Source organism: Mesorhizobium sp. 131-2-1 (genome assembly GCF_016756535.1).
GTDB lineage: Bacteria > Pseudomonadota > Alphaproteobacteria > Rhizobiales > Rhizobiaceae > Mesorhizobium.
The window spans coordinates 190,815-204,338 of the sequence record NZ_AP023247.1; the positions used below are offsets into that span (position 1 = coordinate 190,815).

General features: G+C 66.0%; 9 protein-coding genes. 5 read left to right on the plus strand and 4 right to left on the minus strand.

All coding sequences use genetic code 11. The features are described 5' to 3' along the window. Nucleotides 1–120 precede the first annotated feature (120 nt). The 3 genes from mutS (at nt 121) to JG743_RS00890 (ending at nt 3,985) form a co-directional block, all read left to right on the plus strand. Nucleotides 121–2,853, plus strand: a complete 2,733-nt coding sequence (mutS, locus tag JG743_RS00880; RefSeq protein WP_202297136.1) for a DNA mismatch repair protein MutS — start codon at nt 121–123, stop codon at nt 2,851–2,853. A 91-nt stretch (nt 2,854–2,944) separates the two neighbouring features. Beyond that, nucleotides 2,945–3,409 carry a nuclear transport factor 2 family protein gene (locus tag JG743_RS00885; protein ID WP_202297138.1) on the plus strand — a complete coding sequence of 155 codons (465 nt, stop codon included), beginning with the start codon at nt 2,945–2,947 and terminating at the stop codon, nt 3,407–3,409. 6 nt (nt 3,410–3,415) lie between these two features. Then, entirely contained in the window at nt 3,416–3,985 is a 570-nt protein-coding gene (locus JG743_RS00890; RefSeq protein WP_202297140.1) for a TetR/AcrR family transcriptional regulator, read from the plus strand. Nucleotides 3,986–3,994: 9 nt separating this feature from the next. Here JG743_RS00890 and JG743_RS00895 read toward each other — a convergent pair whose 3' ends face one another. From JG743_RS00895 to JG743_RS00910, 4 genes are all read right to left on the minus strand, one after another. Continuing rightward, nucleotides 3,995–4,804, minus strand: a complete 810-nt coding sequence (locus tag JG743_RS00895) for an MBL fold metallo-hydrolase (protein WP_202297149.1) — start codon at nt 4,802–4,804, stop codon at nt 3,995–3,997. A gap of 45 nt (nt 4,805–4,849) precedes the next feature. Next, nucleotides 4,850–5,695, minus strand: a complete 846-nt coding sequence (locus JG743_RS00900; protein ID WP_202297151.1) for an aldo/keto reductase — start codon at nt 5,693–5,695, stop codon at nt 4,850–4,852. 93 nt (nt 5,696–5,788) lie between these two features. Beyond that, nucleotides 5,789–6,178, minus strand: coding sequence for a CopM family metallochaperone (gene copM / locus JG743_RS00905; RefSeq protein WP_202297153.1), 390 nt, complete (start codon nt 6,176–6,178; stop codon nt 5,789–5,791). A gap of 43 nt (nt 6,179–6,221) precedes the next feature. Then, nucleotides 6,222–8,729 (minus strand): heavy metal translocating P-type ATPase, encoded by a 2,508-nt coding sequence (locus JG743_RS00910; protein WP_202297155.1) that lies wholly within the window; start codon nt 8,727–8,729, stop codon nt 6,222–6,224. 210 nt (nt 8,730–8,939) lie between these two features. On the opposite strand from JG743_RS00910, the gene JG743_RS00915 reads away from it, so the two are divergent. Both JG743_RS00915 and murJ read left to right on the plus strand, forming a co-directional pair. Continuing rightward, complete coding sequence (locus JG743_RS00915; protein ID WP_202297164.1) at nt 8,940–11,741, plus strand: [protein-PII] uridylyltransferase; 2,802 nt, start codon at nt 8,940–8,942, stop codon at nt 11,739–11,741. 40 nt (nt 11,742–11,781) lie between these two features. After that, nucleotides 11,782–13,389 carry a murein biosynthesis integral membrane protein MurJ gene (gene murJ / locus JG743_RS00920; protein WP_202297166.1) on the plus strand — a complete coding sequence of 536 codons (1,608 nt, stop codon included), beginning with the start codon at nt 11,782–11,784 and terminating at the stop codon, nt 13,387–13,389. Nucleotides 13,390–13,524 lie beyond the last annotated feature (135 nt).

A 13,524-nucleotide genomic window follows, 5' to 3' on the forward strand; every position in this document is an offset into this window, starting at 1 on the left:
TCCCCTGGCCGGAGGCAACATGATGGCCGGCGGTCCAAAGGCGCCGATTGCGGACAGTCGTCCCCCGTTTTTCAAGCCGCCGGCATTAAACCACGCCAGCGCTTCTGCTAGCGTGCCGGCATGGATATGCGCACCCCGACCGAACTCAACGCCCCCGAGGCGACCACGCCGATGGCTTTTGGCGGCGGCGTCACGCCGATGATGGAGCAGTATATCGAGATCAAGGCGGCGAACCCGGATTCACTCCTGTTCTACCGCATGGGCGATTTCTACGAGCTGTTCTTCGACGACGCCGAGAAGGCAAGCCGGGCGCTCGGCATCGTGCTGACGCGGCGCGGCAAGCACCAGGGCCATGACATCCCGATGTGCGGCGTGCCGGTGCATGCGGCGGACGACTATCTGCAGAAGCTGATCGCGCAAGGTTTTCGCGTTGCCGTCTGCGAGCAGATCGAGGATCCGGCGGAGGCCAAGAAGCGCGGCGCCAAATCGGTGGTGCGGCGCGACGTGGTGCGGCTGGTGACGCCCGGCACCATCACCGAGGACAAATTGCTGGCGCCGTCGGAATCGAGCTTTCTGATGGCGCTCGGACGCGTGAAGGGCGGCAGCAGCGATCATGCCTTCGCGCTGGCCTGGATCGAAATCTCGACCGGCGTCTTCCGCGTCGCCGAGACCAGCGCCGATCGGCTGCTGGCCGACATATTCCGTGTCGACCCGCGCGAGCTGATCGTCGCCGAGCCGGTGTTCCACGATGCGGAGCTGAAGCCGCTGTTCGACGTGCTCGGCCGAGTCGCCAACCCGCAGCCGCCCTCGCTGTTCGATTCGGCCTCGGCGGCGGGCAGGATCGCGCGCTTCTTCGAGGTGGCGACGCCGGACAGTTTCGGCACGTTTTCGCGCGCCGAGCTGTCGGCGATCTCCGGCGCGATCGCCTATGTCGAGAAGACGCAGAAGGCCGAACGGCCGCCACTGTCGCGGCCGGAGCGCGAGGAGAGCGGCTCGACGCTGTTCATCGATCCGGCGACACGCGCCAATCTGGAGCTGTTGCGCACGCTGTCGGGCAGCCGCGACGGCTCGCTGTTCAAGGCGATCGACCGCACGGTGACCGGCGGTGGTGCGAGGCTGCTCGCCGACCGGCTGATGGCGCCGCTGACCGATGCGGCGGCGATCGGCGCAAGGCTCGATTCGGTGTCGTTCTTCCGCGCTGAAACCCGGCTCTGCCAGGCGGCGCGGACGAGCCTGAAGAGCGTCGCCGACATGCCGCGCGCGCTGTCCAGGCTGGCGCTCAACCGTGGCGGCCCACGCGATCTCGGCGCGCTGCGCGCCGGCTTCGAGGCGGCGGACGCGATCGCGCAGCTGTTCGCGGCGACCGGCCTGCCTGAGGAACTTGCGGCGGCGCTGGCTTCGATCAAGGCCTTGCCGCGCGATCTGCGCGAGCATCTCGGCCAGGCGCTGGACGAGGAATTGCCACTGCTCAAGCGCGACGGCGGTTTCGTGCGCGGCGGCTACCACGCCGAGCTCGACGAAATGCGGGCGCTGCGCGACGAGTCGCGCAAGGTGATCGCCGGACTGGAGCGCTCGCTGATCGAGGAGACCGGCATCCGCTCGCTGAAGATCCGGCACAACAATGTGCTCGGCTATTACATCGAGGTCACCGCCAACCATCATGCGGCGATGACCGGCAGCGACGAGAGCAAGGCCCGTTTCATCCACCGGCAGACCATGGCCAATGCCATGCGCTTCACCACGACGGAGCTCGCCGAGCTGGAATCGAAGATCGCCAATGCCGCCGACCGGACGTTGAGCATCGAGCTCGCCACCTTCGACCGGCTGACGGCGGAAGTCGTTGCCGAGGCGAACGGCATCCGCGCCGGTGCCGATGCGCTTGCCGTGCTCGACGTGTCGGCCGCCCTTGCGCTACTCTCGGAAAGCGAGGCCTGGTGCCGGCCCGAGGTGGATTCCAGCCTCGCCTTCGAGATCGAAGGCGGCCGCCATCCGGTGGTCGAGCAGGCGCTACGCCGCACGGGCGAAGGCCCGTTCGTCGCCAACGACTGCAATCTTTCGCCGGAAGGCGGCGCCAAGGCCGGCGCCATCTGGCTTTTGACCGGTCCCAACATGGGCGGCAAGTCGACCTTCCTGCGGCAGAACGCGCTGATCGCCATCCTCGCCCAGACCGGCTCCTTCGTGCCGGCCGAGAGCGCCCATATCGGCGTCGTCGACCGGCTGTTCTCGCGCGTCGGCGCGTCCGACGATCTGGCGCGCGGCCGCTCGACATTCATGGTCGAGATGGTCGAGACGGCGGCGATCCTCAACCAGGCGGGCGAGCGGGCGCTGGTCATCCTCGACGAGATCGGCCGCGGCACGGCGACCTTCGACGGCCTGTCGATCGCCTGGGCGGCGGTGGAATATCTGCACGAGAAGAACCGCTGCCGGGCGATCTTCGCCACCCATTTCCACGAGATGACGGCGCTGGCCGGCAAGCTTCCACGCCTCTCCAACGTGACGATGCGGGTCAAGGAATGGGAAGGCGAAGTGGTGTTCCTGCACGAGGTCGGCAAAGGTGCTGCCGACCGTTCCTACGGCGTGCAGGTGGCGCGGCTCGCCGGCCTGCCGGAGGCCGTGGTGGCGCGGGCGAAAGAGGTGCTGCACCAGCTCGAAGAGGGCGAGGTTTCCGGCAAGACCAACCGCCTTGTCGACGACCTGCCGCTGTTTTCGGTGGCGGTGAAACGCGAAGCGCAAAAGCCGGTGAAGAGCGATGCGCTTAGCGAAGCGCTCGGCGGCATCAATCCCGACGAGATGACGCCGCGCGAAGCGCTGGAGGCGCTGTACCGTCTGAAGGGGATGGCGGGGAAGCCATAGCTTCTGTCTGCATCATCCGCCTCGCCATTGACTCATTGTACCATTCGGTACAATGTCGGTTGCCGATGATCGGAACCGATAGGAGATTTTCATGAGCCGTCCGCCATTGCCGCCATTCACGGCCGAGACCGCAGCGCAAAAGGCACGGCTTGCCGAGGACGCCTGGAACAGCCGCGACCCCGAACGGGTTTCGCTCGCCTATACGGAGGACAGCATCTGGCGGAACCGGGCCGAATTCATCTCTGGCCGCGGCGAGATCGTCGGCTTCCTCAGGCGCAAATGGGCGCGCGAGCTCGATTACCGCCTGATCAAGGAGGTGTGGACCTGGAACGACAACCGCATTGCCGTGCGCTTCGCCTATGAATGGCGCGACGACAGCGGCCACTGGTTCCGCTCCTACGGCAACGAGAACTGGGAATTCGACGACGCCGGGCTGATGCGCCGGCGCGTGGCGAGCATCAACGACCTGCCGATTACCGAAAGCGACCGGAAATATCATTGGCCGCTGGGCAGGCGGCCGGACGACCATCCCGGACTTTCGGACCTCGGGCTCTAGCAAAGCATGCGACGCATCGCGCCCGACCGAGACCAGTTGCTGGGGATCGTCGCGGAAGTTTTCCGCGAGCATGGCTATGAGGGCGCCAGCCTGTCCTTGATCGGCGAAGCGACGGGGCTCGGCAAGGGGAGCCTGTACCACTTCTTTCCCGGCGGTAAGGAAGAGATGGCGAGAGCCGTCATTGCCCATATCGATGGCTGGTTCGAGGACAATGTCTTTGCGCCTCTGCGCGACCGCACGGATGCGCTGGCCGGGATCGAGCACATGTTCGAGGCGACGGACAGCTACTTCCGCTCGGGGCGTCGGGTTTGCCTGATCGGCGCCTTCGCGCTGGATGAATCGCGCGACCTCTTCGCCGGCCAGATAAGGGACTATTTCGGCCGCTGGGTCACGCATCTCGCCGATGCGCTCGCGCGGGGTGGACATGGAAAGGCCGATGCGGCCGAGCTTGCCGAAGAATCCGTCGCCGCCATCCAGGGCGCGCTCACGCTTGCCCGCGCCGCCAATGACCTCGATGTATTTTCAAGGACACTGCGGCGACTGCGGATGCGGCTTGGGCTACCGGCTAAGATCTAGCCGCGGTTCCTACACTGGTTCGAAGCAGAAGCCTGTCTCGGTTCGGGAAATCCGGCCAACGCCCGGTGAATCGAGATGCGCTCCTGCAACGCAATAGGCGTTGTCGGCGGCGAGGGCCAAAATTTGCAACCGGCTTGCCCGCGCCTGTTCCTGGTCGGCGTCGAACTCCCATGCGACCTCCGGCCGATCGAACTGAAGCGACGGCACATGGACGAGGTCGCCCCAGACCAACAATGTTTCGCCCCCGCTCGTGACACGAAAGCAGGTATGGCCGATTTCATGTCCCGGCGCGGCGATCGCCTCGATGTTCGGGTCCAGACGCTGTCCCGGATCCAAAGGCTGAGCTCGCTCATGAAAGCGGCTCAACCTTGCTACCGACCGGAACATGTCGAGCTCAGCCCGAGGGACAAGCAAGCGGGACAGCTGCGGGAAACCGTCCCGACCATCGGCAAGGATAAGCCCGTGGATATGGTCGAGATGCGTGTGGGTGAAGGCAACCGTGCGTATTCGATCGACGGCAATCTGCGCTTCGCTTAGCGCCTGCGGCAGAAACCCCATCGTCGGGTGCCAGGCGTTCGAGGATCCCGTATCGATCAGCGTGATTTCATGACTGTCGTCGACAGCAAAGGCATTCACCGACAATCTGAGTGCACCGTCGAAGAGTGGTACCTGCAGCGGGAGATCATCGCCGAAAGGCTTGTCTTCCGGCTGGCGCAGTCGCCGGACCGGCATGTCGACATAACCGTCGCGCAGCGATGTGACGGTCAGGTTGCCGATCTTATAGGTCGTGTGATGAGGTCCAGCTGAAATTCGTTCCAATGCTTGCTCTCTGTCCAGTCCCAAAATCCGAAGTGAGGTTTTCGGCTAGATCATCTCCAGCCCGCGCTTGCGCGTCGGCGGCGGGAAGGCGCGGTCGAGCTCGGCGAGATCCTGCGGCGTCAGGCTGATGTCGAGCGCGGCGACGTTCTGGCGGACATGCTCCTGTCTACCCGCCTTCGGAATGGCGATGACGCCGGGCTGCGCCATCACCCAGGCAAGGGCGATCTGTGCGGCCGTGGCATTGTGGCGGGCGGCGATGGCTTCCAGCCGGGCATTGCGCGCCAGCGCGCCCTGCTCGACCGGCGAATAGGCCATCAGCGGGATGCCGCGCTGCCGGCTCCAGGGCACTAGGTCGAATTCGGGGCCGCGACGCGACAGGTTGTAGAGCACCTGGTTAGTCTGGACGTTGCCGCCGTCGCGCAGGCCGACCAATTCCTCCATTTCATCGGTGTCGAAATTGCTGACACCCCAATGGCGGACCTTGCCGGCCGCCTTCAACGCCTCGAAGGCCTCGACGGTCTCGGTCAGCGGCACGCTGCCCGGCCAGTGCAGCAGATAGAGATCGATGCGGTCGGTGGCGAGGCGCCTCAGGCTATTTTCGCAGGCCCGCTGCACACCGGCGCGCGAGGCGTTGGACGGCAGCACCTTGGAGACCAGGAAGACCTCGTCGCGGCGCCCGGCAATCGCCTCCGCCACCACCTTCTCGGCGCCGCCGCTGGCATACATTTCGGCGGTGTCGATCAATGTCATGCCGAGATCCAGCCCGAGTTGCAAGGCCTTCACCTCGTCGGCATGGCGGCGGCCGTCCTCACCCATTTTCCAGGTGCCCTGGCCGAGCACAGGCAAGGCTTCGCCCGAGGGCAGCGCGGTGGTTCTGATTGGTGAGGACATGGCAGGCTCCGCTTGGCGCAGGATCGCATCACAGCCGATACGGGAATCCAGATGAAAAGTCGGCGCCGGCTCCTGGCCTGGCCGCCCGATGCCTTACTTCGCCGGATGGGCGGCGAGCCAGGCCTGCATCTCCTTGATCTCGGCCTCCTGCGCCTTGACGACGCCTTCGGCCAGCTTGCGGATTTCCGGATCCTTGCCGTTGGCGAGAACCACCTTGGCCATGTCGATTGCACCCTGGTGGTGCGGGATCATGCCTTGGACGAAGTCGACATCGGCATCGCCGGTATATTCGACCATCATGGCGGCATGCATCTTGTCCATCGCCGCCTTGTAGCCGGCGGTCGACGGGCTCTCCGCCCCCATCGCCATGCCGGACATGTCGTGCTTCATCTCCTCGGACTGCGCGGGCACGCTTTCGAGGAAGACAGCGAGCAGCATCCCCGCCGCCATCAGCAGCAACACGATCTTCTTGGCCAAGGTCATCCGTTATCTCCTGTTGATGGAATGTCGTATTTGGGAGCTTCTGTCAGAGTTTCAACGTTCGCAGCCGCAATGCGTTGCCGATGACCGAGACCGAGGACAGGCTCATCGCCGCCGCCGCGATCATCGGTGACAGCAGCGTGCCGGTGAGCGGGTAGAGCACGCCGGCCGCGACGGGCACGCCGAGCACGTTGTAGAGGAAGGCGAAGAACAGGTTCTGGCGGATGTTGCGGATCGTCGCCCGGGCAAGCGTGCGGGCCCTGACGATGCCGTTGAGATCGCCCTTGACCAGCGTGATGCCCGCGCTTTCCACCGCGACATCGGCGCCGGTGCCCATGGCGATGCCGACATCGGCGGCGGCAAGTGCCGGCGCATCGTTGACGCCGTCGCCGGCCATGGCGACGCCGGCGCCCTTTGCCCGCAGTTCTTCGACCAGCGCGCCCTTCTGCTCGGGCAGCAGACCGGCGCGCACCTCGTCGATGCCGAGCTTGCCGGCGATCGCCCTGGCCGTGCGCTCATTGTCGCCGGTCGCCATGATGATCCGCAAGCCGCTGTCATGCAGCGCCCTGATCGCCTCGGCCGTCGTTGCCTTGACCGGATCGGCGACGGCAACGATGCCGGCGAGCCGGCCATCGACGGCGACAAACATCGCGGTCTTGCCCTCGCCCTGCAGTGCACCCGCCTGCGCCGAAACGGAGCCCGTGTCGACGCCGAGATCGGCCATCATCGCCGGATTGCCGAGCGCGACCTTGTTGCCCGCCACCGTGCCGGAGACACCCTTGCCGGTGACCGCCTCAAAATCGCTGGCGTCAGCTATCTTGATGCCGCGTTCGGCCGCGCCCTCGACGATCGCCTCGGCGAGCGGATGCTCCGAACCCTTCTCAAGCGCGGCGGCCAGCGCCAGCAATTCGTTTTCCGCGATGCCGCCGGCGGCGACGACGTCGGTCAGCCGTGGCCGGCCCTCGGTCAAGGTGCCGGTCTTGTCGACTATCAACGTGTCCACCGAAGCGAAGCGCTCCAGTGCCGCCGCCTCCTTGATCAGTACGCCGGCATGGGCGCCGCGCCCGGTCGCGGTCATGATCGACATTGGCGTCGCCAGCCCCAGCGCGCAGGGGCAGGCGATGATCAGCACCGACACCGCCGAGACGATGGCGAAGATCAGGCTGGGCTGCGGCCCGAGGACCGCCCAAGCGGCGAAGGCGGCGAGTGCCACCAGCACCACGGCCGGGACGAAATAGAAGGAGACGCGGTCGGCCAGTCCCTGGATCGGCGCGCGCGAGCGCTGCGCCTTGGCGACCAGCTCGACGATGCGCGACAGCGTCGTCTCGGCGCCGATGCGCTCGGCGCGCATGACCAGCGAGCCGTTCTTGTTGAGCGTGCCACCGGTCAGGGCGTCGCCCTCGGTCTTTTCCACCGGCAGCGGCTCTCCGGTGATCATCGATTCGTCGATTGCCGAGCGTCCCTCGAGCACGACGCCGTCGACCGGGACGGCATCGCCCGGCCGAATGCGCAGCCGGTCGCCGGCCTTGACGGTGTCGAGCGGCACGTCACTCTCGGAGCCGTCGGCGCCGATCAGCCGCGCTGTCTTCGGCGCCAGGTCGAGCAGCGCGCGGATGGCCGAGCCGGTGCGCTCGCGGGCCCTGAGCTCCAGCACCTGGCCGAGGAACACCAGTGCCACAATGACGGCGGCAGCCTCGAAATAGACAGGCACGGCGCCGCCATGGCCGCGGAACTGGTGCGGAAAGATGTCCGGGAACAGCGTGGCGGCGACGCTGTAGGAATAGGCCGCGCCGACGCCCAGAGAGATCAGCGTCCACATGTTGGGGCTGCGGTTGCGGATCGAGTCCCAGCCGCGATGGAAGAACGGGAACGCTGCCCACAGCACCACCGGGCTCGCCAGCGCCAGCTCCGCCCATGTCTTCGTGCGGTCGTCGACGAGGCTTTCGAAGCTCAGGCCGAGCATCGGCGCCATGGCGATGACGAGAAGGGGCAGGGACAGCACCGCGCTGACCCAGAATCGCCGGGTGAAGTCGACCAGTTCAGGGTTAGGGCCCTCGTCACCGGTCGGCACGCCCATCGGCTCCAGCGCCATGCCGCAGATCGGGCAGGCGCCCGGCTTGTCGCGGATGATCTCGGGATGCATCGGGCAGGTGTACTGCGTGCCTTTCGGCATCGGCTGCGGCGCCGCGCGCTCGCCGAGATACTTTGCCGGCTCCGCCTCGAACTTGCCCTTGCAGCCGGCCGAGCAGAAGTAGAAGCCTTGACTCTCATGGCGGAGAAAGTGCCTGGCGCTGGAGCGGTCGACGCTCATGCCGCAAACGGGATCGGTGGCGGTCAGGTATTTTTCCGGCTCCGCGACGAATTTCGAACGGCAGCCCTCACTGCAGAAATGATGGACGTGGCCGCCATGCTCGGCGGTCGGCTTGCCGGCGGCGGGATCGACCGTCATACCGCAGACCGGATCGCGAATGACCGCCTCCGCGACAGGCGCGGCGCCCTTCGCGGAACAGCAGCCGGCGCCGTGAGCGTGGTGATCATGGTCGGAATGGGCCATTGGGAATGCCTCTCATGTCTCGATCTGAGGCCGAGGTAGTGCTTCCAGTAACTGGAAGGTCAAGGGTCGACTGTAATTTTTCTCGCCAGGCGATTGCCGGCCGGTCGAGGCAGCGGAATCCCGTATTGTCGGCGTGTCCGTCCGCCCCATACCCAGCACCGAGAAAACGCGCTATAGACGCCGCCAAAAAGGCAAGGCCGACACGGGCATATGGCAAAGATCTCCCTGAAACTCGACGAGTTGATCGACGGCGTGATGCTGCGCGGCGACATGACGACGCTGACCGCGGCCCATGCCGGCGACGGTTCCGGGCAGGCAACGCGCGCGGCCGTTCTCCAGCTGCTCAAGGCCCGGCTGGCCGATGGCCGCAGGATCGCGGAAGCCATGCTGAGGGAGGATGGCGGCGGCACCGCCTGCGCCGCCCGGCTGTCGCATGTCATGGACGAACTCATCCGGGCGCTCTACGATTTCGCCGCGACCCACGTCTATCGCGTCAAGAACCGCTCCGCGGCCGAGCGCATGGCGGTGGTGGCGGTGGGCGGCTACGGCCGCGGCACGCTGGCGCCGGGCTCCGACATCGACCTCCTGTTCCTGCTTCCCTACAAGCAGACGCCCTGGGGCGAGCAGATCGTCGAATACATGCTCTACATGCTGTGGGATCTCGGCCTGAAGGTCGGCCACGCCACGCGCAACATCGACGAATGCCTCAGGCTGTCGCGCACCGACATCACCATCCGCACCTCGATCCTCGAGGCGCGTTTCCTGTGGGGCGAGCAGAAGCTTTATGACGAGCTTTTGACGCGTTTCGACCATGAGGTGGTGCGCACGACCGGGCCCGAATATGTGCAGGCCAAGCTTGCCGAGCGCGACGAGCGCCACGCCAAGGCTGGCGAGAGCCGCTATCTGGTCGAACCCAACGTCAAGGACGGCAAGGGCGGCCTGCGCGACCTGCAGACCCTGTTCTGGATCGGCAAATATTTCTACCGGGTGCGCACCGGCGAGGAGCTGGTCGAGAAGGGTGTCTTCACCGAGGCCGAGTACCGGGAATTCCGTAAGGCCGAGGATTTCCTCTGGGCGGTGCGCTGCCACATGCACTTCCTCACCGGCAAGGCCGAGGAACGGCTGCATTTCGACATCCAGCGCGAGATCGCCGAACGGCTCGGCTATACCAGCCATCCCGGCCTGTCGGCGGTCGAGCGCTTCATGAAGCACTACTTCCTCGTGGCCAAGGACGTCGGCGACCTCACGCGCATCTTCTGCGCCGCGCTCGAGGAAGAGCAGGCCAAGCACGTGCCGGGCTTCAACCGCATCTTCCTCACCTTCTCGCGGCGCAAGCGCAAGCTCGCCGGCACCTCCGATTTCATCGTCGACAACCACCGCATCAACGTCGCCGACGACATGGTGTTCGAGCGCGACCCGGTCAATCTGCTCAGGCTGTTCTGGTTCGCCGACAAGCACGGGCTGGAATTCCATCCCGACGCGCTGAAGCTGCTCACCCGCTCGCTCGGCCTCGTCGGCAAGGCGCTGAGGCGCGACGAGGAGGCCAACCGGCTGTTCCTCGACATATTGACCTCGGACCGCAACGCCGAGCTCAATCTGAGGCGCATGAACGAGGCCGGGCTGCTCGGCAGGCTGATCCCGGATTTCGGCAAGATCGTCGCCATGATGCAGTTCTCAATGTACCACCACTATACGGTGGACGAGCACCTGATCCGCTGCATCGGCGTGCTGGCCGAGATCGAACGCGGCGACGGCGAGAAGGTGCATCCGCTGTCGCACGCGCTGATGCCTGGGCTGAAGAAGAGCCGCGAGGCGCTCTATGTCGCCGTGCTGCTGCACGACATCGCCAAGGGACGGCCGGAGGACCATTCGGAGGCCGGCGCCAGGATCGCACGGCGCATCTGCCCGCATATGGGGCTGTCGGCCGCCGACACCGAAACCGTCGCCTGGCTGGTCGAGAACCATCTGGTCATGTCGATGACGGCGCAGACGCGCGACCTCAACGACCGCAAGACGATCGAGGATTTCGCCTCGATCGTGCAGTCGGTGGAGCGGCTGAAGATGCTTTTGATCCTCACCGTCTGCGACATCAGGGGCGTCGGCCCTGGCGTCTGGAACGGCTGGAAGGGACAACTGCTGCGCACGCTCTACTACGAAACCGAGCTGCTGCTGACCGGTGGCTTCTCGGAGGTGTCGCGCGCCGAGCGCACTTCCGCGGCGCGCGAGCGGCTGGCCGAGGCGCTGGCCGGCTGGCCGGCGAAGGAACGCAAGCGCTACGTCGCCCAGCACTACGAGAACTACCTGCTGACCGTCGACCTCGCCGACCAGCTGCGCCACGCCGAATTCGTCCGCGAGGCGGATGTGCAAGGCAAGAAGCTCTCCACGATGGTCAAGACCCACCAGTTCGAGGCGGTGACCGAGATCACCGTCCTGGCGCAGGACCATCCGCGCCTGCTGTCGGTGATTGCCGGCGCCTGCGCCGGCGCCGGCGGCAATATTGTCGACGCGCAGATCTTCACGACCTCCGACGGCCGGGCGCTGGATACCATCCTGATCTCGCGAGAGTTTGACCGCGACGAGGACGAGCGCCGCCGCGCCGAGCGCGTCGGCCGGCTGATCGAGGACGTGCTGTCGGGCAAGAGCTGGCTGCCCGAAATGATCGAAAAGCGCACCAAGCCGAGGCGCGGCGCCAAGGTCTTCCGCATTCCGCCGCGCGCCGAGATCCGCAACACGCTGTCGAATCGCTTCTCGGTGATCGAGATCGAAGGGCTCGACCGGCCGGGCCTGCTGTCCGAGGTCACCGGCGCGCTCTCGGACCTGTCCCTCGACATCGCCTCGGCCCACATCACCACCTTCGGCGAGAAGGTCATCGATACCTTCTATGTCACCGACCTCACCGGACAGAAGATCGACAGCCCGACGCGCATGGCCACCATCCACAAGCGGCTGATCGAATCGCTCGAAGGCATCGCGCCGGAGCGCGGCGGCAAGGCCAAGGCCGCCGCCGAGTGACCATCACTTTGTCCCAATCGCACAGGCAGTCTCTCCGCGCATGAGCCTTGTCAAGAAATTCGCCACGGTCGCTTCAGGCACGCTGATGAGCCGCGCGCTCGGCTTCGGCCGCGAGATGCTGATGGCGGCGGCGCTGGGCACGGGACCGGTGGCCGACGCCTTCAACGCCGCCTTCCAGTTTCCCAACACCTTCCGCCGGCTGTTCGCCGAGGGCGCCTTCAACGCCGCCTTCGTGCCGCTGTTCGCCAAGGAGATCGAGACGCACGGCACCGAGGGCGCCAAGCGCTTTTCCGAGGAAGTGTTCGGCGTGCTGTTCTCGGCGCTGCTGGCACTGACCATCGCCATGGAACTGGCGATGCCGCTGATCGTGCGCTACCTGGTGGCGCCGGGCTTTGCCGACACGCCGGGCAAGTTCGAGACGACGGTCACGCTCGCGACCATCATGTTCCCCTATCTCATCTGCATGTCGCTCGGCGCCATGATGGCCGGCATGCTGAACTCGCTGCGCCGCTATTTCGCGGCAGCGATCGCGCCGGCCTTCCTCAACATCATCCTAATCAGCGTGCTGGGTTACGCCTGGTATCACGGACTGGACGCGCATGATGTCGGCTTCGGCCTGTCCTGGGGCGTGCTTGTGGCGGGCCTAGTGCAGCTCGCCATCGTCTGGGTGGCGGTGCGCAACGCCGGCATCTCGATCGGTTTCCGCCGGCCCAGGATGACGCCGAGCGTCAAGCGGCTCTTGATCCTGGCGCTGCCGGCGGCGATCACCGGCGGCATCACCCAGATCAACCAGCTGATCGGCACGGCGATCGCCTCGGCGCAGGACAGCGCGGTGTCCTCGCTCGCCTATGCCGACCGCATCTATCAGCTGCCGCTCGGCGTCGTCGGCGTGGCTGTGGCGATCGTGCTGCTGCCCGAACTATCTCGGGCGCTGAAGTCAGGCAACCTGATCGAGGCGGCCAACCTGCAGAACCGCTCGGTCGAGTTCACGCTGTTCATGACCTTGCCGGCGGCGGCCGCACTCTGGGTGATGTCAGAGCCGATCGTGCGGCTGGTCTATGAGCGCGGCGCGTTTGCCGCCAACCACTCGACGCCGATCGTGGCCTCGATCCTGGCGATCTTCGGCCTCGGCCTGCCGGCCTTCGTGCTGATCAAAGCCTTCACGCCTGGCTATTTCGCCCGCGAGGACACGCGCACGCCGATGATGTTCGCCGCCATCTCGGTCGGCGTGAACGTCGCCACCGCGCTGACGCTGTTCCCGACGATGGGCGCGCCGGGCATCGCGGTCGCATCGGCCGTCGCCGGCTGGGTCAACGCAATGATGCTGCTCGCCGTGCTGATCCGGCGCGGCCATTGGGGCCGCGACATCCCGCTGTTGAAGCGCATTCCCAGGCTGGTGCTGTCAGCTGCGGTGATGGCTGTCGTCCTCTATTTCGCCGAGCACTGGTTCGCCACAAGGCTGGGTCCCGGCTCGCCGCTGGTCATAAAGGCGACGACACTGCTGGCGCTGGTAGCCGGCGGAGCGACGCTCTACTTCGTCACCGCCTTCGCCACCGGCGGCGCCGATTTCGGCATGATCCGGCGCAACGTGAAACGTGGATCCGGCAAGGCAGCGCCGCCAGCAGCAAAGATCGAGCTGGACGAATAGAGCCTCAAAATCCGCTTGCAGCACCCGTCTTGATCGCAGCGTCGTCTTCGTCCATAAGCGCGCCGTCGCAAGACTTTCGCCGCGCGCGGTTTCCAGCCGCGTGATTGGCTCCGAAAAGTCTGCAACTTTTCGGAA